General features: G+C 53.7%; 18 protein-coding genes. 10 read left to right on the top strand and 8 right to left on the bottom strand.

Going from position 1 to position 24430, the window contains the following annotated elements:
- Positions 1-192 precede the first annotated feature (192 nt).
- Entirely contained in the window at positions 193-2583 is a 2391-nt protein-coding gene (locus AAHF05_RS03775; protein ID WP_108089580.1) for a glucose/quinate/shikimate family membrane-bound PQQ-dependent dehydrogenase, read from the top strand.
- Positions 2584-2667: 84 nt separating this feature from the next.
- On the opposite strand, the gene cueO is transcribed toward AAHF05_RS03775, so the two are convergent.
- Positions 2668-4236: a multicopper oxidase CueO gene (cueO, locus tag AAHF05_RS03770; protein WP_108089579.1), complete on the bottom strand. Its 1569-nt coding sequence runs from the start codon at positions 4234-4236 to the stop codon at positions 2668-2670.
- Between the two features lie 144 nt (positions 4237-4380).
- Between cueO and AAHF05_RS03765 the strand changes: the two genes are divergently transcribed.
- From AAHF05_RS03765 to speD, 3 genes are all read left to right on the top strand, one after another.
- Positions 4381-4728, top strand: coding sequence for a YacC family pilotin-like protein (locus tag AAHF05_RS03765; RefSeq protein ID WP_028016713.1), 348 nt, complete (start codon positions 4381-4383; stop codon positions 4726-4728).
- A 115-nt stretch (positions 4729-4843) separates the two neighbouring features.
- Complete coding sequence (gene speE / locus AAHF05_RS03760) at positions 4844-5713, top strand: polyamine aminopropyltransferase (RefSeq protein WP_028016712.1); 870 nt, start codon at positions 4844-4846, stop codon at positions 5711-5713.
- A complete protein-coding gene (speD, locus tag AAHF05_RS03755; protein ID WP_028016711.1) occupies positions 5714-6508 on the top strand; it encodes an adenosylmethionine decarboxylase in 795 nt (264 codons plus the stop codon).
- A 31-nt stretch (positions 6509-6539) separates the two neighbouring features.
- On the opposite strand, the gene yacL is transcribed toward speD, so the two are convergent.
- A complete protein-coding gene (gene yacL, locus AAHF05_RS03750; protein ID WP_028016710.1) occupies positions 6540-6902 on the bottom strand; it encodes a protein YacL in 363 nt (120 codons plus the stop codon).
- A 160-nt stretch (positions 6903-7062) separates the two neighbouring features.
- The gene (gene acnB / locus AAHF05_RS03745; RefSeq protein WP_129323919.1) at positions 7063-9660 is read right to left on the bottom strand and encodes a bifunctional aconitate hydratase 2/2-methylisocitrate dehydratase; all 2598 of its coding nucleotides are present in this window, start codon (positions 9658-9660) and stop codon (positions 7063-7065) included.
- Between the two features lie 202 nt (positions 9661-9862).
- Between acnB and AAHF05_RS03740 the strand changes: the two genes are divergently transcribed.
- From AAHF05_RS03740 to AAHF05_RS03730, 3 genes are all read left to right on the top strand, one after another.
- Positions 9863-10078, top strand: a complete 216-nt coding sequence (locus tag AAHF05_RS03740; protein ID WP_129323920.1) for a hypothetical protein — start codon at positions 9863-9865, stop codon at positions 10076-10078.
- A gap of 474 nt (positions 10079-10552) precedes the next feature.
- On the top strand, positions 10553-12106 hold the full coding sequence (locus AAHF05_RS03735) for a DUF3300 domain-containing protein (protein ID WP_129323921.1): 1554 nt from the start codon (positions 10553-10555) through the stop codon (positions 12104-12106).
- Between the two features lie 10 nt (positions 12107-12116).
- Positions 12117-12908 (top strand): DUF2950 family protein, encoded by a 792-nt coding sequence (locus tag AAHF05_RS03730; RefSeq protein ID WP_129323922.1) that lies wholly within the window; start codon positions 12117-12119, stop codon positions 12906-12908.
- 70 nt (positions 12909-12978) lie between these two features.
- On the opposite strand, the gene traT is transcribed toward AAHF05_RS03730, so the two are convergent.
- From traT to pdhR, 5 genes are all read right to left on the bottom strand, one after another.
- Positions 12979-13710, bottom strand: a complete 732-nt coding sequence (gene traT, locus AAHF05_RS03725) for a conjugal transfer complement resistance protein TraT (protein ID WP_028016706.1) — start codon at positions 13708-13710, stop codon at positions 12979-12981.
- A 195-nt stretch (positions 13711-13905) separates the two neighbouring features.
- Positions 13906-15330 carry a dihydrolipoyl dehydrogenase gene (lpdA, locus tag AAHF05_RS03720; RefSeq protein WP_023332094.1) on the bottom strand — a complete coding sequence of 475 codons (1425 nt, stop codon included), beginning with the start codon at positions 15328-15330 and terminating at the stop codon, positions 13906-13908.
- A gap of 175 nt (positions 15331-15505) precedes the next feature.
- Positions 15506-17389: a pyruvate dehydrogenase complex dihydrolipoyllysine-residue acetyltransferase gene (aceF, locus tag AAHF05_RS03715; protein ID WP_129323923.1), complete on the bottom strand. Its 1884-nt coding sequence runs from the start codon at positions 17387-17389 to the stop codon at positions 15506-15508.
- Between the two features lie 14 nt (positions 17390-17403).
- Positions 17404-20067 (bottom strand): pyruvate dehydrogenase (acetyl-transferring), homodimeric type, encoded by a 2664-nt coding sequence (aceE, locus tag AAHF05_RS03710; protein ID WP_129323924.1) that lies wholly within the window; start codon positions 20065-20067, stop codon positions 17404-17406.
- Between the two features lie 123 nt (positions 20068-20190).
- Positions 20191-20955, bottom strand: coding sequence for a pyruvate dehydrogenase complex transcriptional repressor PdhR (gene pdhR, locus AAHF05_RS03705; RefSeq protein ID WP_008501960.1), 765 nt, complete (start codon positions 20953-20955; stop codon positions 20191-20193).
- Positions 20956-21218: 263 nt separating this feature from the next.
- Between pdhR and AAHF05_RS03700 the strand changes: the two genes are divergently transcribed.
- The 3 genes from AAHF05_RS03700 to AAHF05_RS03690 all read left to right on the top strand — a co-directional run bounded on the left by AAHF05_RS03700 (position 21219) and on the right by AAHF05_RS03690 (position 24428).
- Positions 21219-21446 carry a hypothetical protein gene (locus tag AAHF05_RS03700; protein WP_129323925.1) on the top strand — a complete coding sequence of 76 codons (228 nt, stop codon included), beginning with the start codon at positions 21219-21221 and terminating at the stop codon, positions 21444-21446.
- Positions 21447-21492: 46 nt separating this feature from the next.
- Positions 21493-22863, top strand: a complete 1371-nt coding sequence (gene aroP, locus AAHF05_RS03695; RefSeq protein ID WP_129323926.1) for an aromatic amino acid transporter AroP — start codon at positions 21493-21495, stop codon at positions 22861-22863.
- A 167-nt stretch (positions 22864-23030) separates the two neighbouring features.
- The gene (locus AAHF05_RS03690; protein WP_129323927.1) at positions 23031-24428 is read left to right on the top strand and encodes a glycoside-pentoside-hexuronide (GPH):cation symporter; all 1398 of its coding nucleotides are present in this window, start codon (positions 23031-23033) and stop codon (positions 24426-24428) included.
- The last annotated feature ends 2 nt before the right edge of the window (positions 24429-24430 follow it).

Raw genomic sequence — 24430 nt, 5'->3', positions numbered from 1 at the left:
GATTTTAATGAAAATCTCTCAATGCGGATGAATTAATCTCCGGCATCGATACGCAAGCCAGCCATTATATCAGCAAATGGATAACCCTGGCGTATGAGTTGTAAAAAGCAAATATTGTGATTCCGATCACATTTGTTAATGCCTATAATTAATTGCTAGCAAATAATTAACAAAACTGACGAGTACTTTTCTATGGCTGAAACAAAATCTCAACAGCCGCGTCTACTGGTGACATTAACAGCGGCCTTCGCAGCTTTCTGCGCGCTGTATTTGTTAATCGGTGGCGTCTGGCTGGTCGCGCTTGGCGGCTCCTGGTACTACCCAATTGCAGGTTTGGTTATGGTTGGTGTAACCATCCTGCTATTGCGTAGAAAACAATCCGCACTGTGGCTGTATGCTGCATTACTCCTCGCCACCATGATCTGGGGCGTCTGGGAAGTCGGGTTCGACTTCTGGGCACTGACGCCGCGCAGTGACATTCTGGTCTTCTTTGGTATCTGGCTGATCCTGCCCTTCGTCTGGCGTCGCCTGATTGTGCCTTCCAGTGGTGCCGTTGCAGCGCTGGTGGTAGCCCTGTTAATCAGCGGTGGCATCCTGACCTGGGCCGGTTTTAACGACCCGCAGGAGATCAACGGTACGCTAAACGCGGAATCCACGCCTGCTGCGGCTATCTCGCAGGTGGCGGACGGTGACTGGCCTGCGTATGGTCGTAATCAGGAAGGTCAACGCTACTCCCCGCTGAAGCAGATCAACGCGGATAACGTTAAAAACCTGAAAGAAGCCTGGGTATTCCGTACTGGCGATCTGAAGATGCCAAACGATCCGGGCGAACTGACCAACGAAGTGACGCCAATTAAAGTGGGCGATATGCTTTATCTGTGTACGGCGCACCAGCGTCTGTTCGCGCTTGATGCGGCCACGGGTAAAGAGAAATGGCACTTCGACCCACAGCTCAATTCCAACCCGTCGTTCCAGCATGTCACCTGCCGTGGCGTCTCTTACCACGAAGCGCGTGCCGATAATGCCAGCCCGGAAGTCATTGCCGACTGTCCTCGCCGCATTATGCTGCCGGTGAACGATGGCCGCCTGTTCGCCATCAACGCCGAAACGGGCAAGCTGTGTGAAACCTTTGCCAACAAAGGTATCCTTAATCTGCAGACCAATATGCCGGACACCACGCCGGGTCTGTATGAGCCAACCTCTCCGCCGATCATCACCGATAAAACCATCGTGATTGCTGGTTCGGTAACGGATAACTTCTCCACGCGTGAAACCTCCGGCGTCATCCGTGGTTTCGACGTGAACACCGGTAAACTGCTGTGGGCCTTCGACCCGGGCGCGAAAGATCCCAATGCGATCCCGTCAGATGAACACACCTTTACCTTTAACTCGCCAAACTCCTGGGCGCCAGCGGCGTATGACGCGAAGCTGGACCTGGTCTACCTGCCAATGGGTGTAACCACACCCGATATCTGGGGTGGTAACCGCACGCCGGAGCAGGAACGCTACGCGAGCGCTATCGTGGCGCTGAATGCGACCACCGGTAAGCTGGCCTGGAGCTACCAGACCGTTCACCACGATCTGTGGGATATGGACATGCCATCCCAGCCGACACTGGCGGACATTACCGTTAACGGTAAAACCGTTCCGGTGATTTACGCTCCGGCGAAAACCGGCAACATCTTCGTACTGGATCGCAGCAACGGTAAACTGGTTGTGCCGGCACCAGAAAAACCAGTGCCGCAGGGTGCGGCAAAGGGCGATTACGTCAGCAAGACGCAGCCATTCTCTGACCTGAGCTTCCGTCCGAAGAAAGATCTGAGCGGTGCAGACATGTGGGGTGCCACCATGTTTGACCAGCTGGTGTGCCGCGTGATGTTCCACCAGTTGCGCTACGAAGGTATCTTCACCCCACCTTCTGAGCAGGGCACGCTGGTCTTCCCGGGTAACCTGGGGATGTTCGAATGGGGCGGGATCTCCGTTGACCCGAACCGTCAGGTGGCGATTGCCAACCCGATGGCGCTGCCGTTCGTTTCCCGTCTGATCCCACGTGGCCCAGGTAACCCAATGGAGCCACCGAAAGACGCGAAAGGCACAGGGACCGAATCCGGCATTCAGCCGCAGTATGGCGTGCCGTTTGGCGTGACGCTGAACCCGTTCCTGTCTCCGTTTGGTCTGCCGTGTAAACAGCCTGCCTGGGGTTATATCTCCGGTCTGGACCTGAAAACTAACCAGATTGTGTGGAAAAAACGTATTGGTACGCCACAGGACAGCATGCCGTTCCCGATGCCAGTTCCGGTGCCGTTCAATATGGGTATGCCGATGCTGGGTGGCCCAATCTCCACCGCCGGTAACGTCCTGTTCATCGCGGCGACCGCAGATAACTACCTGCGCGCGTACAACATGACCAACGGCGAGAAACTGTGGCAAGGCCGTCTGCCAGCCGGTGGGCAGGCAACGCCGATGACCTATGAAGTGAATGGCAAGCAGTACGTTGTCATCTCTGCGGGTGGTCACGGTTCGTTTGGCACGAAGATGGGCGACTATATTGTCGCGTATGCACTGCCTGATGAAAGTAAGTAACTAAAAAGGCCCGGTGGCGCTACGCTTACCGGGCCTACGGTTCGAGATGTAAGCCGGGTAAGGCGACGCCGCCACCCGGCTTTTTTATACCGTGAACCCCAACATCATCCCCGTATCTTCATGCTCCAGCAGATGACAGTGCGCCATATAGGCAAACTCTTTCGGCGCGGCATGGTCAAATTTCACCAGCACCTCGCTGACCCCTCCTTCAACCCTGACGGTATCTTTCCAGCCCGCGCGATGCACATCAGGCGCTTTGCCGTTCTCTGAAAGAATGCGGAACTGGGTACCGTGGATATGGAACGGATGCAGCATCATGTCGCCTTCGCCAGAAATCACCCAACGCTCAAACTGCCCTTTTGTGGCAGCAAACATTGGCGTGTTCATGTCGAACGCCTGGCCGTTGATCATGTTGGCGTTGTGGAAGTCAAAACCATGGTCACCATGATTCATGTTGCCCATGCCGCCCATTTTGCCGTGGTCCATATTCATATGCCCCATCATCTGCCCGTGGTGCATCCCCGCCATCGCCCGATCGCCATATTTCGCCATCAGCGCCTGCATACCCATCATATCGAGCATCGGGTTCATGGAAAGCTGCAGCTTGCGTTGGGTTAAACCTTCAAGGGAAGGTAACGCCGGGAGCGACGTCAGCGTATCCTGCAGCGTGCCCGATGCTGTAACCTGCAGTGGCTGGATCCGCAACACCGGGTGCGGCTTGTCAAAGGGCGCAACCGCCATACCCATCTGGCTGACCGGCAACGTGACCAGGTCAAACACTTTGCCGTCGCTGATATCCACCAGCACTTCAAAACGTTCCCCCATCAGCATTGGGAGCTCGCTCACTTTCACCGGTTCAGGTAGCAATCCGCCGTCGCTGGCGACCACGTACAGAGGACGATTATCACTGGTAGCAAAGTTCAGGGAGCGTGCATTGCACCCGTTAAGCAGACGTAAACGCAGCCAGCCCTTCGGCGCGGCGTGCTGCGGATAAATGGCGCCGTTGGTCAGCAGAGTATCACCAAACCAGCCTACCGCCGCGGTCATCACATCCAGTTGATAATCAATCTGACCGTCTGCGGTGAATTTTTTGTCCTGGACAATCACCGGTACATCGTCGATCCCCCACTGTTTAGGCAGACGCAGCAGGCGGCTTTCGTCATCTTCAATCAGCACCAGGCCCGCCAACCCCATTGCCACCTGATGGCCCGTTTTGCCGTGCTGATGGGGGTGGAACCAGCAGGTCGCGGCGCGCTGGTCAGGCGTAAAGGTAACGCTGCGCGTACCGCCCGCTTTAATAATCCCTTGCGGACCGCCGTCGACCTCGCCCGGCACCTCCAGCCCGTGCCAGTGTAGCGTCGTCTCTTCTGCCAGCGTGTTGTGAATATCAACGGTGACGGCTTTCCCTTTACGTAGCTGAAGCGCCGGACCAAGCAGATTGCCGTTATAACCCCACGTAGTAGCGTTGTGTCCACCGAAGGCCGTTTTACCGGACTGAACAACAAGCTGGATACGACTACGGGCGTCAGCAGTCAGTAAGTCCGGGATGGGTAAGGCAGGTCTGTCAGCCGCGAAAACTGTGCGGCTCCACAGTGGTAATGCGCTGGCAACCCCCAGCGCAACGGAATATTTTAAAAAATCACGACGTTGCATGTTCATTTCCTTATTTCCAGCCGGCGATCTTTTGAGCATAAACCCACCCTTACCGGAAGGTCAAGTAAAGCGGTAATAATAAAGATCGTCGCACTGGCACCAAGTATGCTAACGTTATTTTTCCGTGAAGAAGTGGTAGAAGCAATGAAGACGTTTTTCAGGACAATTTTGTTCACCAGCCTGATGGCAATGTGTGCGAACAGCTATGCGCTAAGTGAAAATGAAGCGGAAGATATGGCCGATCTGACGGCGGTTTTTGTATTCCTGAAAAATGATTGTGGCTACCAGAATTTACCCAACGGGCAAATTCGCCGCGCGCTGGTCTTTTTTGCTCAGCAGAACCAATGGGACCTCAGCAATTACGACAGCTTCGACATGAAATCTCTTGGTGAAGACAGCTACCGTGACCTGAGCGGTATTGGTATCCCTACTGCCAAAAAATGCAAAGCGCTGGCTCGCGATTCACTCAGCCTGCTCGCCTACGTGAAATAAGCTTCCCGACGCTCCTTGTTGAGCCTGTAGCCGTGCAACCACGGTGAGAGTTAGCTATCATGTTTCGCTCACTTTTTGTGAATGTAACGGATGTTAACAAAGGAGGAGTCTGCGTATGGCCGACCACACGTTGTGGCATGAAACACTGCATGACCAGTTTGGTCAGTACTTTGCCGTTGATAACGTGCTCTATCATGAGAAAACCGATCACCAGGATCTGATCATCTTCGAGAATGCCGCCTTTGGCCGCGTCATGGCGCTGGACGGCGTCGTGCAAACGACCGAGCGAGATGAGTTTATCTATCATGAAATGATGACCCACGTCCCGCTGCTGGCGCACGGGCATGCGAAGCATGTCCTGATTATCGGCGGTGGTGACGGGGCTATGCTGCGCGAAGTTTCCCGCCATCGCTCTATTGAAACCATCACCATGGTGGAGATCGATGCGGGCGTGGTCTCTTTCTGCCGTCAGTACCTGCCCAACCACAATGCTGGTAGCTATGACGATCCGCGTTTTAATCTGGTGATTGACGACGGGGTTAACTTCGTTAATCAGACCACGCAGACCTTTGATGTCATTATCTCGGACTGTACCGACCCCATCGGCCCAGGCGCGTCGCTGTTTACTTCCTCCTTCTACGAAGGCTGCAAGCGCTGCCTGAATCCTGGAGGGATCTTTGTCGCGCAAAATGGCGTCTGCTTCCTGCAGCAGGATGAAGCTCTCGATAGCCATCGCAAACTGAGCACCTACTTTGGCGACGTCAGCTTCTACCAGGCCGCCATTCCGACCTACTACGGCGGGATCATGACCTTTGCCTGGGCGACGGATAACGACGTGCTGCGCCATCTCTCCACCGAAATTATCCAGGCCCGTTTCCATCAGGCTGGTCTTCAGTGCCGATACTACAATCCTGCTGTTCATACCGCAGCGTTTGCGCTGCCGCAGTATCTTCAGGACGCCTTATCCACTAAGGGGGTGAGCTAATTGAAAAAGCTTAAACTACATGGCTTTAACAACCTGACCAAAAGCCTGAGTTTTTGTATTTACGATATCTGCTATGCCAAAACAGCGGAAGAACGCGATGGTTACATCGCCTATATCGATGAACTCTACAACGCCAACCGTCTGACCGAGATCCTGTCAGAAACCTGCTCGATTATCGGGGCAAACATCCTGAATATCGCCAGACAGGATTATGAACCTCAGGGTGCCAGCGTAACCATTCTGGTGAGCGAAGAACCCGTCGATCCTAAGCTTATCGACAAAACCGAACATCCGGGCCCGCTGCCGGAAGTGGTTGTTGCTCACCTTGATAAAAGCCATATCTGCGTTCATACCTATCCGGAGAGCCATCCGGAAGGTGGGCTGTGTACGTTCCGCGCCGATATAGAAGTGTCGACCTGCGGCGTGATCTCCCCGCTGAACGCGCTGAACTATTTAATCCACCAACTGGAATCCGATATCGTCACCATTGATTACCGCGTGCGCGGTTTCACCCGTGATATCAACGGCATGAAGCACTTCATTGACCACGAGATCAACTCGATTCAGAACTTTATGTCTGAGGATATGAAGGCGCTGTACGACATGATGGACGTGAACGTATATCAGGAGAACATCTTCCATACCAAGATGTTACTGAAGGAATTCGACCTTAAGCACTACATGTTCCACACGAAGCCGGAAGATCTGAGCGAAGAAGAGCGTAAGGCCATCACTGACCTGCTCTGGAAAGAGATGCGCGAAATCTACTACGGCCGCAATATTCCGGCCGTGTAAGTGTTGCCCGGAGCAAGGATGCTTCGGGAAATTATCTCTGTTTCATAAACTCGCGGTATGCATTCACCACCTTCAGGAAGTCTTCAACGCCGCACAGCGACAGACTCTCTTCATCGTAGTAGCTCATCCCCTCTTCCATCTCGTCACCCGAGAATTCAAGCTGGTTGGCTCGCACCATCACCTCTTCACCGTCCATCCACAGCGTGTATTCGTGTCCGGCACGTTGCCAGGAGCGTTCACTGCCTTTCACCGTATTCGCCGCCTGTTCAACTTCATCAAGAAGTGCGAGATTCTCTTTCACCTCTTCGTTAAACCAGTGTCCAACGGCTTCGTGGCCCATCGACATACGCACTTTCACCACTCCGGTGATGTCGCGCAGAAATTCGTAATCCATAGTGTTTTCCTCTGCAAAGCCATTAGGGTAATTATCGCAGCAGAGAGGAAGAAAAAAAGCGTGGGAGGTGGGAGGAATGAAAATAAAAAGGTGAGAGCGAGGCCTTGTAGCCTGATGCTCTCACCTACAGCCCCTCTCCCACAGGAGAGGGTAGCATTTATTACACTGCCGTCTGGAAGATAACGCCGTCAGCTTTCTCAGTGTACTGAGACAACTGATCGAAGTTCAGATAGCGATAGGTATCCACCGCCGTCTTATCAACCTGAGCGACAAAGGTCTGGTACTCTTCTGGCGTAGGCAGTTTGCCAATCAGCGCCGCAACTGCCGCCAGTTCCGCAGAGGCCAGATAGACGTTCGCACCAGTACCTAAACGGTTAGGGAAGTTACGGGTAGAGGTAGACACTACCGTCGCACCGTCAGCTACGCGCGCCTGGTTACCCATACACAGGGAACAGCCAGGGATTTCAATACGCGCCCCGCTCTTACCAAATACGCTGTAGTAGCCCTCTTCCGTCAGCTGAGCCGCGTCCATACGGGTTGGCGGTGCCACCCACAGACGGGTTGGCAGCTGGCCTTTATGGGTATCCAGCAATTTACCTGCCGCGCGGAAGTGACCGATGTTGGTCATACAAGAACCGATGAACACTTCATCGATCTTCTCGCCCTGAACATCAGAGAGCAGACGCGCATCGTCCGGATCGTTCGGTGCACACAGAATTGGCTCTTTGATATCAGCCAGATCGATGTCGATCACTGCCGCGTATTCTGCGTCAGCATCAGCTTCCAGCAGTTGCGGATCGGCCAGCCATTTTTCCATGCCCTGGATACGACGCTCCAGCGTACGACGGTCGCCGTAGCCTTCTGCAATCATCCACTTCAGCAGCACGATGTTAGAGTTCAGATACTCAATAATCGGCTCTTTGTTCAGCTTGATGGTACAGCCCGCAGCAGAACGTTCAGCGGAGGCATCGGTCAGTTCGAACGCCTGCTCAACTTTCAGATCTGGCAGACCTTCAATTTCCAGGATGCGGCCAGAGAAGATATTTTTCTTCCCTTTCTTCTCAACGGTCAGCAGGCCCTGTTTAATCGCATACAGCGGGATCGCGTGAACCAGGTCACGCAGGGTGATACCCGGCTGCATTTTGCCTTTGAAGCGCACCAGAACAGATTCCGGCATATCCAGCGGCATCACGCCAGTTGCCGCAGCAAACGCCACCAGACCAGAACCCGCCGGGAAGGAGATACCAATCGGGAAACGAGTATGGGAGTCACCGCCGGTACCCACGGTATCTGGCAGCAGCATACGGTTCAGCCAGGAGTGGATAACACCATCACCCGGACGCAGGGAAACCCCGCCACGGTTCATGATGAAGTCAGGCAGCGTGTGGTGTGTCGTCACATCAACCGGCTTCGGATACGCCGCAGTGTGGCAGAAGGACTGCATCACCAGATCGGAAGAGAAGCCCAGGCACGCCAGGTCTTTCAGTTCGTCACGGGTCATTGGGCCAGTGGTATCCTGGGAGCCCACAGAGGTCATCTTCGGCTCACAGTATGCACCAGGACGGATACCGGCGACGCCGCATGCACGACCAACCATTTTCTGCGCCAGTGAGTAACCGCGATTGCTTTCCGCAACGTCTTTCGCGTGACGGAATACATCGCTGTGTGGCAGACCCAGCGCTTCACGCGCTTTGGTTGTCAGGCCACGGCCAATAATCAGAGGAATACGGCCACCTGCACGCACTTCGTCGATCAGCACGTCGGTTTTCAGCTCGAAGCTTGCCAGCAGTTCGTTGGTTTCGTGGTTACGTACTTCGCCTTTGAACGGATAAACGTCAATCACGTCGCCCATGTTCAGGTTAGAAACATCCACTTCGATCGGCAGTGCGCCCGCATCTTCCATGGTGTTGAAGAAGATTGGAGCAATTTTTCCGCCGAGGCACAGACCGCCACCGCGCTTATTCGGCACGTGTGGAATGTCGTCGCCCATGAACCACAGCACGGAGTTGGTTGCAGACTTACGGGAAGAACCGGTACCCACGACGTCACCCACATAAGCCAGCGGGAAACCTTTTTTCTGCAGGGCTTCGATCTGTTTGATCGGCCCGACGCTGCCTGGCTGATCCGGCTCAATGCCTTCGCGGGCGTTTTTCAGCATCGCCAGAGCATGCAGAGGAATATCAGGACGAGACCACGCATCCGGCGCCGGAGAGAGGTCATCGGTGTTGGTTTCGCCCGTCACTTTAAAGACGGTAACGGTAATTTTTTCAGCCAGAGCAGGACGGTTCAGGAACCATTCGGCATCAGCCCAGGATTGCATCACCTGCTTCGCATAGACATTGCCCGCTTTCGCTTTTTCTTCCACATCGTAGAAGTTATCGAACATCAGCAGCGTTGAGGAGAGCGCTTTAGCGGCAATCGGAGCCAGCTTGTCGTTATCCAGCGCGTCAATCAGCGGATGAATGTTGTAACCACCCTGCATGGTGCCGAGCAGTTCAATGGCTTTTTCAGGAGTAACCAGTGGGGAGGTGGCTTCGCCTTTGGCGATAGCAGCAAGGAATCCGGCTTTTACGTAGGCAGCTTCATCTACGCCAGGCGGTACGCGGTTGATCAGCAGATCTAACAGGAATTCTTCTTCGCCCTTAGGCGGGTTCTTCAGCAGCTCGACGAGCGCGGCCATTTGGGTTGCATCTAAAGGTTTGGGTACAATTCCCTCGGCGGCACGTTCTGCTACGTGCTTACGGTATTCTTCTAGCACGACGGTTCTCCTCGCTCTCATTGTCATATGCGGCGGGCTTTCTCTTCACGCTCCTGTGAGACAGCAGTTTGTAGGGTAAATGCCCGATACCGCGTCGGGCAGCATAGCAGGATTTCTGCACAGTGTTAATCCGTTTACAAAAAAGCAACATTAAAAAATTTGCTGAATCGTTAAGCATGGTGTAGCGGGGAGAGGAGATGATTTGAAGGTACAAAAAAACCGCCTCACAGCGGTTAATTTGTTGCCTTGCGGTGGTAGCACACCGGGCGGGCAAATTTGCGGCAACCCCAACGCAATGAATTTTGCATCACGCCCTGCTGGCTTGCAAGCCATTATGTCAATTTTGCGAAGCGCCTTCCTGTTTCGAATGAAAATTCGTTTCACTTTATTTTTCGCCTTCAGAATGACGACTGAGTAGATTACGCTTCTTCTCGGCCTGCTTCGCTGGTGTAGCAACCAGTCACCGGGCCCGGGAGCAGTTCCGTAACCTACGCGGCAACACCAACTTGCCTGGTTCTGCCTTTCCCGGTGGAGAATGAACCCGCGTAGCCTTGACAGGAACGCACGCAATGGAGATGCGAATCACTGCGCTGATCGTTGTGATTGGTTTACTGCTTACCGCGCTGCACGGTGGCTGGAACATATCCGACATCACGGTGCTGTTTGTCGTCAACCTCGGCAATTAGCTACTGGCCGCTCGCAAGAGCGGCCTTCTGAAATCCCAGCGATTTTTCCCGCATTGCATATAATTGTGTAATAAATGCTCACACTCTTTATCCGGATACCCCGGAAGGTTTCCCAAGAAAAGTCAAAACAGTAAAAGACGGGTGAATAATACTCACACCAACCGTAACGCCTCACGGCACAGCGCTTGTCTCGTTGGAGTCATTTTATGAAGTTGTCTTTTAAGCCACATCTGCTTGTTCTTCTTTGCAGTACCGGGCTGCTTGCTGCCTCTGGCGTCATGTTCGTCAAAAGCCGTGCAACGGAGCCTGTAGCCCCGGCTCCCGTCGTACAGCAACCCGTTGCACCAGCAGCAACCTCTGCTCCCCAATCGGCTCCTGCCGCGACACCTACCTACTCTGCCGCGCAAATCGATCAGTGGGTTGCCCCTATCGCGCTCTACCCGGACGCGTTGCTTTCGCAAATATTGATGGCATCAACCTACCCGGCCAACGTTATCCAGGCGGCACAGTGGTCGAAAGACAACCCTAAAATGGAAGGTGACGCCGCTATTCAGGCCGTTGCCAGCCAGCCCTGGGATCCCAGCGTAAAATCGCTGGTCGCCTTTCCTCAGTTGATGTCACTGATGGGAGAGAACCCGCCGTGGGTACAAAATCTGGGCGATGCGTTTCTCGCGCAACCCAAAGATGTGATGGATTCCGTTCAACGCCTGCGCGTGCTGGCGCAAAAGACCGGAGCGTTACAGTCGACACCTCAACAAACGGTCACCACGGTGACAAAAGCGGCGCTGTCTAAAACAAGCACCAGCGAGTCAACCACAACAACAACGTCCGCACCGGCTCCAACGGTGATCAAAATTGAATCTGCCGATCCACAAGTCGTGTACGTTCCCACCTACAACCCTAATACGGTTTACGGAACCTGGCCAAACACCGCTTATCCCCCCACCTATCTCCCGCCTTCACCCGGGGAGCAGTTTGGCAACAGCTTCGTTAACGGTTTAGGCTTCAGCCTGGGCGTCGCGACAACCTATGCCATCTTCAGCAGCATCGACTGGGATGATGACGATGACTGGGATCATCACCATGACGACTGGGATAATCACGGCGGCTATAACCGCAACGGTGATAACAACATCAATATCAACGTTGAGAACTTCAATAAAATCAGCGGGCAGCGCCTGACGGATGCCAACCGCACCTGGCAGCACAACCCGGCTTATCGGGAAGGCGTACCCTATCCGACGAACCAGCTCAACAACCGCTTCCACTCCACCAACACGGCCACAGGGTTAAGTTCAACGCAGCAAAAACCGGTTAATCGCGATAGCCAGCGTCAGGCCGCCCTCAGCCAGATGGAGAAATCAACGGGCAAAACCTTCCCTCAAACGGCACGTCCGGGAACCAAAGATGTCCAGCGCAAGGCCTCAAATGAGCAGCTGAAGCAGATTTCCCAGCGCAACAACTACCGTGGCTATGACACCAAACCGCAGACGACAAAGCGGACGACCACGCAGCAGCGAGATAATCGCCAGACAGCGCAAAGAACTGAAAAACGGGTTTCGCAACCTGCGCAGCAACGCACAACCCAGCAGCGAATCAGTCAGCCCCGGGCTAATGCTCTGAGTGGCAACGACAGCCGCTCCGCCAACTGGCAGGCACAGCAGCAGCGAGGGGCGCAAAGCCGACAGATCGCTCGTCAACAACAACCGCACCAGGCAGCTGGCGGACGCGCTGAACGCCGTGAAATTCGACATCGTTAAGGGAGCCGACATGAAAAGTAAACTACTCAGTGGAATGGTGTTGTTCATGCTTTCGGCCTCGGCTATGGCGCAACAATCTTTTAGCACGCCTGACCAGGCGACCGACGCACTGGCAAATGCCATTCGTGATCAGAATGAAAGTGCAATGAATAACCTGCTTGGAGAGAACTGGCGCGATTTCCTGCCCCCTGAAGGCGTCGACCCTGATGCCGTCGATCGCTTCCTGCGCGACTGGAAAGTCCGTCATAACACCGTTGTTGAAGGTGACACGGCGCATCTTGTTGTCGGAGAGACCGACTGGCAGCTCCCTATCCCGGTCATCAAGACCACTTCCGGCTGGCAATTTGATATCAAAGAAGGTGCTGAGGAGATCCTGACCCGCGAAATTGGACGTAACGAGCTCGCAGCGATTGAAGCCTTACATGCTTACGTGGATGCACAGCAGAGCTATTATGCGATGAACCAGAAGTATGCCCAGAAGATCGTCAGCACTACAGGGAAAAAGGACGGTTTGTACTGGCCTGCATCACCCGGTGAAACGCCCAGCCCGCTCGGCCCGGCATTCAGTCCAAAAGAACCGGGTACTGGCTATCACGGCTATCGCTTCAGAATTTTGCCGGATAAACACGGTTTCGCAATGGTTGCCTGGCCGGTCAGCTACGGCCAGACGGGCGTAATGAGCTTTTTGATAAATCAGGACGACAAGGTGCTCCAGTCGGATCTCGGCAGCGATTCGGAGCAAAAGGCGCGGGCGCTGGCCTCATATGCTCCTGATAAAACCTGGCAGCCCGTCGAGCCCTGAATGTGCGGTAGCTCTTCTCCAGCGAGGCCTGTAGGCCGGGTAAGGCGAAGTCGCCGCCCGGCTTTTTAACTTACAGAATATTTGCGACCGATTTTGCCAGTTGCGCTTCCAGAACCGGTTTCGCTTCTTCGAATTTCAGGTTCACTTTATTAGCATTAGACACGACACGTGTCTGATACTTAGCGCGATCGCCCTGCTCGGAGCTGGTCTGCAGTTTCACGCCCGATGTGCCCTGACGCAGTGCCGCGATGTTATCGGTAGTGACTTTTGCTTTGCTACGCTCAGAGATCTGCAGGTCGGTCACCATGGTATAGTTCACATCTTCTACCATCGCATCCGCCGCCATACCGATCAGACCTGCCGCCAGACCCACACCCAACGCCGCACCAGAAGAGTTGCTGTTGTAGGCCGTAATACCGGCACCCAGCGCAGCACCCACAGCGGCACCTTCATAGCCAGTCTTCAGATAGCCCTGAGATTCTCGCAGGTCCATTTTGTCTGCTTTCAGAACGTTAGCCTGCACCCAATAGTATGCGCTGTCAGGAGAGCTGGTGACCTTGTATCCCTTGGCACTCAGATCGTTTGCCAGTAGCGTCTGCAGGTTGCTCATGTCTTTATCAGAGGTGTTTTTAACCTGAATGTAGACTGTTTTTTCGTTAGATGGCTCCAGCCAGATGGTTTCGCTCATCTGAGTTTTCACTTCCAGATTACGTTTTTTCACCGCAGTGGTCATCGCACCACACCCGGTCAGCGTCATCGCTGCTGCCACTAAGCCAATCACCGCAACTTTCTTCAAAGACATGTTATTTCCTTTTTTCGTGTAATCAAAAGTCCAGAACCCCTAAACCGTGCGGCCAGTAGCTACACAATGGTGAAAAAGGTATCGGCAGATGAGAGAAATTTTTTAGCGGAAATATCAATAAGATACCTACCATAATGGGTAGGCTTTAGACAAAAAAAACGCCTCCGAAGAGGCGTTTAGCAATCGTGAAGAAACTTATTTCTTCTTCGCTTTCGCGTTTGGCAGGTCAGTGATGCTGCCTTCAAACACTTCTGCCGCCAGGCCCACAGACTCATGCAGAGTTGGGTGAGCGTGGATGGTCAGCGCGATGTCTTCAGCGTCACAACCCATTTCGATAGCCAGACCGATTTCACCCAGCAGCTCGCCGCCGTTGGTACCGACAATCGCACCACCGATAACGCGGTGAGTCTCTTTGTCGAAGATCAGTTTGGTCATACCGTCTGCGCAGTCGGAAGCGATAGCACGGCCAGAAGCAGCCCACGGGAAGGTGGCGGTTTCGTAGCTGATGCCTTTCTCTTTCGCTTCTTTCTCAGTCAGACCAACCCATGCAACTTCTGGCTCGGTGTAAGCGATGGATGGGATCACTTTCGGATCGAAGTAGTGTTTCATGCCGGCGATAACTTCAGCGGCAACGTGACCTTCGTGAACACCTTTGTGTGCCAGCATTGGCTGACCGACGATATCGCCGATAGCAAAGATGTGCGGCACGTTGGTGCGCAGCTGTTTGTCAACGCGGATGAAACCACGGTCGTCCACTTCCACGCCAGCTTTGCCCGCGTCGAGGTTTTTACCGTTCGGCACACGGCCGATAGCCACCAGCACCGCGTCGTAACGCTGTGGTTCGGATGGGGCTTTTTTGCCTTCCATGGAAACGTAAATACCGTCTTCTTTCGCTTCAACGGCAGTCACTTTGGTTTCCAGCATCAGGTTGAATTTCTTGCTGATGCGTTTGGTGAAGACTTTCACGATGTCTTTGTCAGCAGCCGGGATAACCTGGTCGAACATTTCAACCACGTCAATATCTGAACCCAGCGCATGGTACACGGTACCCATTTCCAGACCGATGATACCGCCACCCATAACCAACAGGCGTTTTGGAACGGTTTTCAGTTCCAGCGCATCGGTGGAATCCCAAACACGTGGATCTTCGTGCGGAATGAATGGCAGTTCGATTGGGCGAGAGCCTGCCGCGATGATCGCGTTGTCGAAGTTAATCACGGTTTTACCGTTTTCGCCTTCCACTTCCAGGGTGTTCGCACCGGTGAATTTACCCAGACCGTTTACCACTTTCACTTTACGGCCTTTGGCCATACCTGCCAGACCGCCGGTCAGCTGAGTGATAACTTTCTCTTTCCAGGTACGAATTTTGTCGATATCGGTTTTCGGCTCGCCGAAGACGATACCGTGTTCAGCCAGCGCTTTGGCTTCTTCGATAACTTTGGCTACGTGCAGCAGCGCTTTAGAAGGGATACAGCCGACGTTCAGACAAACACCACCGAGGGTGCTGTAACGTTCTACGATGACGGTTTCCAGACCTAAATCCGCGGCGCGGAATGCTGCGGAGTAACCTGCCGGGCCTGCCCCAAGTACTACGACCTGAGTTTTGATTTCTGTGCTCATCATGACCTCTTAATTTATACCCGTCGTCCACCGGGTCGTTCTATCCGCCCGCAGTTTACAAAATTGTTAACAATTTTGAAACAACAAACGGCTCACGAATTGTCGCTTTCGCCAATAACCTCACAAACCCCATGAGATTATCAGAAAAAAGCCGGCCGTCAGGCCGGCTTTTCGATTACATCACCAGGCGGCGAATGTCGCTCAGGGTGTTGTTGATGATGGTGATGAAACGCGCACCATCAGCACCGTCGATCACGCGGTGGTCGAAGGACAGAGAGATTGGCATCATCAGACGCGGTACGAACTCTTTGCCATTCCACACCGGCTCCATCGCGGACTTGGACACACCAAGGATCGCAACTTCAGGTGCGTTCACAATCGGTGCAAAGTGGGTTGTACCCAGGCCACCGATGCTGGAGATAGTGAAGCAACCGCCCTGCATTTCGCCAGCAGTCAGCTTACCATCACGCGCTTTTTTGGAGATCACGGTCAGTTCACGGGACAGCTCAGTGATGCTCTTCTTGTTCACGTCTTTGAAGACCGGAACAACCAGACCATTTGGCGTATCAACCGCAACACCGATGTTGATGTATTTCTTCAGCGTCAGCTTCTGACCGTCTTCGGACAGGGAGCTGTTGAAGCGTGGCATCTGCTCAAGAGCAGCGGCAACGGCTTTCATGATGAAGACCACTGGGGTGAACTTCACGTCCAGTTTGCGCTTCTCAGCTTCGGCGTTCTGCTGTTTACGGAACGCTTCCAGATCGGTGATATCGGTTTTGTCGAAGTGCGTAACGTGCGGGATCATCACCCAGTTACGGCTCAGGTTAGCACCAGAGATTTTCTGGATACGGCCCAGTTCCACTTCTTCGATTTCGCCGAACTTGCTGAAGTCCACTTTCGGCCATGGCAGCATGCCCGGGATACCGCCGCCTGCCGCTGCAGCTGGTGCAGCTTCAGCGCGTTTAACCGCGTCTTTCACGTAAGTCTGAACGTCTTCGCGCAGGATACGACCTTTACGGCCGGTGCCTTTCACTTTCGCCAGGTTCACACCGAATTCGCGCGCCAGGCGACGAATCAGCGGAGTCGCGTGGACGTAAGCGTCGTTTTCAGCGAACTCAGATTTACCTTCCGCTTTCGCAGCAGGGGCAGCCGCTGGTTTAGCAGCCTGAGCCGGTGCAGCAGCCGGAGCTGGAGCAGCCGCGGCCGCCGGAGCAGCTGCAGGCGCAGCGCCTTCCACTTCGAAGACCATGATCAGAGAGCCGGTAGACACTTTGTCGCCAGTGCTGATTTTGATCTCTTTAACGGTACCCGCGAATGGCGCAGGGACTTCCATGGAAGCCTTGTCGCCTTCTACGGTGATCAGTGACTGTTCAGCGGCAACTTTGTCGCCCACTTTAACCATCACTTCTGTCACTTCAACTTCGTCACCGCCGATGTCCGGTACATTAACGTCTTTCGCACCGCCAGCAGCGGCTGGAGCCGCGGCCGCCGGAGCAGGCGCAGCAGCAGGTGCAGCACCCGCCACTTCGAAGACCATGATCAGGGAGCCAGTAGACACTTTGTCACCGGTATTGATCTTGATCTCTTTAACGGTACCCGCGAACGGAGCCGGTACTTCCATAGAGGCTTTGTCGCCTTCTACGGTGATCAGTGACTGCTCAGCCGCAACGGTATCGCCCACTTTCACCAGGATCTCAGTGACTTCAACTTCGTCACCGCCGATGTCAGGCACGTTAACGTCTTTCGCGCTCGCGGCAGCTGCTGGAGCAGCGGCGGCCGGAGCGGCTTTCTTCTCTTCCTGCGCAGGTGCAGCTGCTGCTGCACCGTCGGCGGAATCGAAAATCATGATCAGTTTGCCGGTCTCGGTTTTATCGCCAACAGAGACTTTGATCTCTTTAACGATGCCAGCCTGAGGAGACGGGACTTCCATAGAGGCTTTATCGCCTTCTACGGTGATCAGCGACTGTTCAGCTTCAACTTTGTCGCCTACTTTGACCAGGATCTCGGTGATTTCAACTTCATCAGCCCCGATGTCCGGTACATTGATTTCGATAGCCATTATTCTTTTACCTCTTACGCCAGACGCGGGTTAACTTTTTCTGCATCGATGTTGAATTTGGTAATTGCTTCCGCAACCACTTTCTTATCGATTTCGCCACGTTTAGCCAGTTCGCCCAGTGCTGCTACAACCACGTAAGAAGCATCAACTTCGAAGTGGTGACGCAGGTTTTCGCGGCTGTCAGAACGACCGAAGCCGTCAGTACCCAGTACGCGATAATCATCAGCTGGTACGTAAGTACGAACCTGCTCAGCGAACAGTTTCATATAGTCAGTAGACGCTACCGCTGGTGCATCGTTCATCACCTGAGCGATGTACGGAACGCGCGGAGTTTCCATTGGGTGCAGCATGTTCCAGCGCTCACAATCCTGGCCATCACGCGCCAGTTCAGTGAAGGAGGTAACAGAGTACACGTCAGAACCTACACCGTAGTCGTTCGCCAGGATCTGTGCTGCTTCACGTACGTGACGCAGGATAGAACCGGAGCCCAGCAGCTGAACTTTACCTTTGCTACCTTCGAGGGTTTCGAGTTTGTAGATACCTTTACGGATACCTTCCTCGGCACCTGCTGGCATTGCCGGCATGTGGTAGTTTTCGTTCAGGGTGGTGATGTAGTAGTAAACGTTCTCTTGTGCTTCACCGTACATGCGCTGCAGACCGTCATGCATGATGACTGCCACTTCGTACGCGTAAGACGGGTCGTAAGAGATACAGTTAGGGATAGTCAGAGACTGAATGTGGCTGTGACCATCTTCGTGCTGCAGACCTTCACCGTTCAGGGTCGTACGACCGGAAGTACCGCCTACCAGGAAGCCGCGAGCCTGTTGGTCGCCAGCCTGCCAGCACAGGTCACCGATACGCTGGAATCCGAACATGGAGTAGTAGATGTAGAACGGGATCATTGGCAGGTTGTTGGTGCTGTAAGAGGTCGCAGCAGCCAGCCAGGATGCGCCAGCACCCAGTTCGTTGATACCTTCCTGCAGGATCTGACCTTTCTCGTCTTCTTTGTAGTATGCAACCTGCTCACGGTCCTGCGGGGTGTACTGCTGGCCGTTCGGGCTGTAGATACCGATCTGACGGAACAGACCTTCCATACCGAAAGTACGCGCTTCGTCGGCGATGATTGGAACCAGACGATCTTTGATCGACTTGTTCTTCAGCATCACGTTCAGGGCACGAACGAAAGCGATGGTGGTAGAGATTTCTTTATTCTGCTCTTCCAGCAGCTGAGAGAAGTCTTCCAGCGCTGGCAGTTCCAGTTTCTCGGTGAAGTTAGGCTGACGAGCTGGCAGGTAGCCTTTCAGCGCCTGACGACGTTCGTGCAGGTACTTGTGCTCTTCAGAGCCTTCCGGGAAGGTGATGTAAGACAGGTTTTCTACCTGCTCATCGGTCACTGGAACGTTGAAACGGTCGCGGATATAACGCACGCCGTCCATGTTCATTTTCTTAACCTGGTGAGCGATGTTTTTACCTTCTGCGGTATCACCCATGCCGTAACCTTTGATGGTGTGGGCCAGGATTACAGTCGCTTTACCTTTGGTTTCCTGCGCTTTTTTCAGTGCAGCGTAGACTTTCTTCGGATCGTGACCACCACGGTTCAGGGCCCAGATCTGCTCGTCAGTCCAGTCTGCAACCAGTGCTGCGGTTTCAGGATATTTACCGAAGAAGTGCTCACGAACGTAGGCACCGTCTTTGGATTTGAAGGTCTGGTAGTCACCGTCAACGGTTTCGTTCATCAGCTGGATCAGTTTACCGCTGGTGTCTTTACGCAGCAGCTCATCCCAACGACCGCCCCACATGACTTTAATCACGTTCCAGCCAGCACCGGCGAAGATGCCTTCCAGTTCGTTGATGATCTTACCGTTACCGGTGACCGGACCATCCAGACGCTGCAGGTTACAGTTGATGATGAAGCACAGGTTGTCCAGCTTCTCACGGGTCGCGATGGTGATCGCACCTTTAGATTCTGGCTCATCCATTTCACCGTCGCCCAGGAAGGCGTATACGGTCTGCTCAGAGGTATCTTTCAGACCACGGTGTTCCAGATATTTCAGGAACTTAGCCTGGTAGATCGCACCGATTGGGCCCAGACCCATAGAAACGGTCGGGAACTGCCAGAAGGTTGGCATCAGTTTAGGGTGCGGATAAGAAGACAGACCTTTACCGTGAACTTCCTGACGGAAGTTGTTCATCTGCTCTTCAGTCAGACGACCTTCCAGGAATGCACGTGCATAGATGCCCGGAGAGATGTGGCCCTGGAAGTACACCAGATCGCCGCCGTCTTTCTCGTTCGCTGCACGGAAGAAGTGGTTGAAGCACACTTCGTAAACGGTTGCAGAAGACTGGAAGGACGCCATGTGGCCACCCAGTTCCAGGTCTTTCTTGGATGCGCGCAGAACGGTCATGATGGCGTTCCAGCGGATTGCAGAACGGATACGACGTTCCAGATCCAGATTGCCCGGGTATTCCGGTTCGTCTTCGACGGCAATCGTGTTTACGTAGTTGCTAGCCCCTGCACCTGAAGCAACCTTCACACCGCCTTTGCGGGCTTCAGAAAGCAGCTGATCAATCAGATACTGAGCGCGCTCAACACCTTCTTCACGGATGACCGATTCGATCGCCTGTAGCCAGTCGCGAGTTTCGATCGGATCCACGTCATTTTGGAGACGTTCTGACATGGGGGTATTCCTTATCTATCTAATACGTTGATTTGTCTGGAACCTGTCCCATTGTGCTCTTGGGCAAGAACACAATAAGACAGGTTCTGCGTTTAGTTGCCGCGCTCTAAAAGTACCTGGCGCTTAATCCTTTCGTTGCTGTATGCGGCGTAATGAACGTTCGCGACGCGATTGTTCACGGCTGCGGTCCAGCAAGATTTCCTCAATGAAAGCCAGATGTCGGTGCGACGCTTCGCGCGCCTGCTCCGGTTCCCCGGCCATTATCGCCTCGAATACTCGGGTGCGATGGTTGCTTACCAGTGGGAGCATGTCCCGACGGGCATACAACAATTCAAAATTCTGACGAACGTTCTGGGCCAGCATGGGCTCCATGCAGCGTAGCAGATGGAGGAGCACCACATTGTGGGCCGCTTCGGTGACGGCAATTTGATACTGGACGACGGCGCTGGACTCGGCGTCTAAATCGCCGGACTGCTGTGCCCGTTCAATGGCCTGATGCAGTTCGCGGATACGCACGCGATCTTCATCAGTGCTGCGAAGAGCGGCGTAATAGGCCGCAATACCTTCAAGCGCGTGACGGGTCTCAAGCAGGTCAAACTGGGATTCTGGGTGGTCAGAGAGAAGTTCTACCAGCGGATCGCTGAAGCTCTGCCACAGGCTGTTTTGCACAAAGGTTCCGCCGCCCTGGCGACGAAGCAGCAAGCCCTTTGCTTCGAGACGTTGAATCGCCTCACGCAGAGAAGGACGTGAAACGTCGAACTGTTTTGCCAGCTCGCGTTCTGGCGGAAGTTTCTCACCCGGGCGCAGAGTCCCTTCGAGGATTAAAAACTCCAGCTGCTGCTCAATCACATCAGATAGTTTTGGTTGGCGAATTTTGCTGTAGGCCATATTCCCTGTCTTACGCCTTTTTGCCCGGAGTCAATTGGTCTTACCAATTTCTATTTCGTATCGCTAAAGTAACAAAGTATTCACCTTCTGTCCATATTGGTTTTGATTGAAATCAGTAAACGCTGCACATTTTAACAACCTTACAGAAATAACGTTTCAGAAATGTAACTTTGCACAAATGAGTTGATTACTCACAAAGAGGGAGTTTTAACCATATTGAAACGAGGGTTTTTGCAATCTGAAGCGATTCAACAAAGCAAATAATGAAAATTAGCCCACTTATGGCGCATTTCTATTCTATAGGTTGGGGTAAGAAAGGTTCGCGGAGTGATTTACAAATGCTTTCTTTTTATTCAACTCGTCATCAGCCCTTCATAAAGCAGGTGCATTCGCAGGCACTTACCACTATTCTGGCGCTTACGGAAGTCATCTACGATTTTTTCGGTATCATTAACCGTAAAGAAATAAATACAGAAAACGGACATTCATAATTACACACGCCCAGCGTGAACATAACAACCACACACGAGGTTTCAAATGGAAGCTCAACAGCACGGCGATCAGCTAAAGCGCGGCCTAAAAAACCGCCACATTCAGCTCATCGCATTGGGTGGTGCTATCGGTACCGGCCTGTTTCTGGGAAGCGCATCCGTTATCCAGTCTGCCGGCCCTGGCATTATTTTGGGTTACGCTATCGCAGGTTTTATTGCTTTTCTGATCATGCGTCAGTTAGGTGAAATGGTCGTTGAAGAACCCGTTGCCGGTTCTTTCAGTCACTTTGCCTATAAGTACTGGGGGAGCTTCGCGGGCTTCGCCTCTGGCTGGAATTACTGGGTGCTGTACGTACTCGTTGCCATGGCTGAACTTACCGCTGTCGGTAAGTACATTCAGTTCTGGTACCCGGAGATCCCAACCTGGGCCTCCGCTGCAGCCTTCTTCGTCATCATTAACGCCATCAACCTGACCAACGTCAAAGTGTTCGGTGAGATGGAGTTCTGGTTCGCCATCATCAAAGTCATCGCCGTTGTGGCCATGATCATCTTCGGTGGCTGGCTGCTGTTCAGCGGTAACGGTGGCCCGCAGGCGACCGTACGTAACCTGTGGGAACAGGGCGGATTCCTGCCACACGGCATGAGCGGCCTGGTAATGATGATGGCAATCATCATGTTCTCCTTCGGGGGGCTGGAGCTGGTGGGTATTACCGCCGCTGAAGCCGACAACCCGGAGCAGAGCATCCCGAAAGCCACTAACCAGGTTATCTACCGTATTCTGATCTTCTATGTGGGTTCACTGGCCGTACTGCTCTCTCTGCTGCCATGGACGCGCGTGACCGCGGATACCAGCCCGTTTGTGCTGATCTTCCACGAGCTGGGCGATACCTTCGTGGCAAACGCCCTGAACATCGTGGTGCTGACTGCAGCGCTGTCCGTTTACAACAGCTGCGTATACTGCAACAGCCGTATGCTGTTTGGTCTGGCTCAGCAAGGTAACGCCCCGAAAGCCCTGCTCAACGTCGACAAACGTGGTGTGCCGGTAAACACCATTATCGTATCGGCCATTGTGACGGCGCTGTGTGTACTGATTAACTATCTGGCCCCGGAATCCGCCTTCGGACTGCTGATGGCACTGGTGGTTTCGGCTCTGGTTATCAACTGGGCGATGATCAGCCTGGCGCACATCAAGTTCCGCCGCGCCAAACAGCAGCAAGGTGTGACTACGCGTTTCCCGGCTCTGCTTTATCCGCTGGGTAACTGGGTGTGTCTGCTGTTCATGGCCGCAGTGCTGGTCATCATGCTGATCACCCCGGGAATGGCGATTTCCGTGTACCTGATCCCGGTCTGGATTGCGATCCTCGGCGTGGGTTATCTGGTTAAACAGAAAAATGCCAACGCGGTGAAAGCCCACTAATCTGCCCTTCCACTCTGCACGCCTTTTCCGGCGTGCCGAGTGGTGTTACCTTCCTCACAAATTCCCGCCAACAGCAATTTTATCCATATCACCAACCTTATACTGCAACGCAAAAACGCCTTTGCCAGCAAATAATTCTCTCCATACCGTAACCCGGAGAGCAATCAATGGATAACAGCAAGCTGTCAATAAAAGAAAAGATCGGCTATGGGATGGGAGATGCCGGATGCAATATCATCTTCGGCGCCATCATGTTGTTTGTTAACTATTTCTATACGGATATTTTTGGTCTGGCACCTGCGCTGGTCGGCGTATTGCTGTTGTCTGTTCGCGTTATTGATGCCGTAACAGACCCTATCATGGGCGCTATCGCTGATCGTACCCGCAGTAAATATGGCCGGTTTCGTCCATGGCTGCTGTGGATCGCCGTCCCCTATGCGCTGTTCAGTATCCTGATGTTCACCACGCCAGAGTGGAGCTATAACAGCAAAGTTATCTATGCCTTTATCACCTACTTCCTGCTCTCTTTGACCTATACGGCAATCAACATCCCTTACTGCTCGTTAGGAGGGGTGATCACCAACGATCCAAAAGAACGTGTGGCCTGCCAGTCGTATCGCTTCGTGCTGGTCGGCATCGCCACGCTGCTGCTCTCATTAACGCTGCTGCCGATGGCCGACTGGTTTGGCGGGGATAACAAAGCCAAAGGCTACCAGATGGCGATGACCGTGCTGGCGCTGATTGGCACCTGCATGTTCCTGTTCTGCTTCGCCACCGTGCGCGAGCGCGTGCGCCCGGCGGTACAGACCAACGACGAGTTGAAAAACGATTTGAAAGACGTGTGGAAGAACGACCAGTGGGTACGCATTCTGCTGCTGACGCTCTGCAACGTCTGCCCGGGCTTTATCCGTATGGCGGCAACCATGTATTACGTCACCTGGGTGATGGGCCAGAGCACCCACTTCGCCACCCTGTTTATCAGTCTCGGGGTGGTCGGCATGATGCTCGGCAGTATGCTGGCGAAAGTGTTAACTGACCGCTGGTGTAAGCTGAAGGTGTTCTTCTGGACCAACATCGCGCTGGCGATTTTCTCCTGTGCATTCTATTTCTTCGACCCGAAAGCCACCGTCACCATCGTCATCCTCTACTTCCTGCTGAATATCCTGCACCAAATCCCGTCGCCGCTGCACTGGTCTCTGATGGCCGACGTGGACGACTACGGCGAGTGGAAAACCGGAAAACGCATCACGGGTATCAGTTTCTCCGGCAACATCTTCTTCCTCAAGCTGGGGCTGGCGGTTGCCGGTGCAATGGTGGGCTTCCTGCTCTCCTGGTACGGTTACGATGCCGGTGCGAAAGCGCAGAGCGCGGACGCCATCAACGGTATTGTGCTGCTGTTCACGGTGATTCCGGGCGTTGGATATCTGATTACCGCGGGAGTGGTGCGTCTGCTGAAAGTGGACCGTGAAACCATGAAGCAGATCCAGTCCGATCTGCAAAAGCGTCGTAACAACTATCGCGAGCTGAACGATTATCCGGAACTCAAAGCCGCTGAGACAAAATAAGG

This window comes from Enterobacter adelaidei (assembly GCF_041937165.1).
GTDB lineage: Bacteria > Pseudomonadota > Gammaproteobacteria > Enterobacterales > Enterobacteriaceae > Enterobacter > Enterobacter adelaidei.
Note: the sequence above shows the minus strand (reverse complement) of the source record. Positions and strands in the feature narration are given on the sequence as shown.

What these genes read in the sequence shown, in the direction of transcription:
- lpdA (WP_023332094.1), bottom strand. Translation starts at nt 15,330, where the DNA reads ATGAGCACAGAAATCAAAACTCAGGTCGTAGTACTTGGGGCAGGCCCG.
- cueO (WP_108089579.1), bottom strand. Translation starts at nt 4,236, where the DNA reads ATGCAACGTCGTGATTTTTTAAAATATTCCGTTGCGCTGGGGGTTGCC.
- speE (WP_028016712.1), top strand. Translation starts at nt 4,844, where the DNA reads ATGGCCGACCACACGTTGTGGCATGAAACACTGCATGACCAGTTTGGT.
- AAHF05_RS03775 (WP_108089580.1), top strand. Translation starts at nt 193, where the DNA reads ATGGCTGAAACAAAATCTCAACAGCCGCGTCTACTGGTGACATTAACA.
- yacL (WP_028016710.1), bottom strand. Translation starts at nt 6,902, where the DNA reads ATGGATTACGAATTTCTGCGCGACATCACCGGAGTGGTGAAAGTGCGT.
- AAHF05_RS03690 (WP_129323927.1), top strand. Translation starts at nt 23,031, where the DNA reads ATGGATAACAGCAAGCTGTCAATAAAAGAAAAGATCGGCTATGGGATG.
- aceF (WP_129323923.1), bottom strand. Translation starts at nt 17,389, where the DNA reads ATGGCTATCGAAATCAATGTACCGGACATCGGGGCTGATGAAGTTGAA.
- AAHF05_RS03735 (WP_129323921.1), top strand. Translation starts at nt 10,553, where the DNA reads ATGAAGTTGTCTTTTAAGCCACATCTGCTTGTTCTTCTTTGCAGTACC.
- traT (WP_028016706.1), bottom strand. Translation starts at nt 13,710, where the DNA reads ATGTCTTTGAAGAAAGTTGCGGTGATTGGCTTAGTGGCAGCAGCGATG.
- AAHF05_RS03730 (WP_129323922.1), top strand. Translation starts at nt 12,117, where the DNA reads ATGAAAAGTAAACTACTCAGTGGAATGGTGTTGTTCATGCTTTCGGCC.
- aceE (WP_129323924.1), bottom strand. Translation starts at nt 20,067, where the DNA reads ATGTCAGAACGTCTCCAAAATGACGTGGATCCGATCGAAACTCGCGAC.
- AAHF05_RS03765 (WP_028016713.1), top strand. Translation starts at nt 4,381, where the DNA reads ATGAAGACGTTTTTCAGGACAATTTTGTTCACCAGCCTGATGGCAATG.
- AAHF05_RS03700 (WP_129323925.1), top strand. Translation starts at nt 21,219, where the DNA reads ATGAAAATTAGCCCACTTATGGCGCATTTCTATTCTATAGGTTGGGGT.
- pdhR (WP_008501960.1), bottom strand. Translation starts at nt 20,955, where the DNA reads ATGGCCTACAGCAAAATTCGCCAACCAAAACTATCTGATGTGATTGAG.
- aroP (WP_129323926.1), top strand. Translation starts at nt 21,493, where the DNA reads ATGGAAGCTCAACAGCACGGCGATCAGCTAAAGCGCGGCCTAAAAAAC.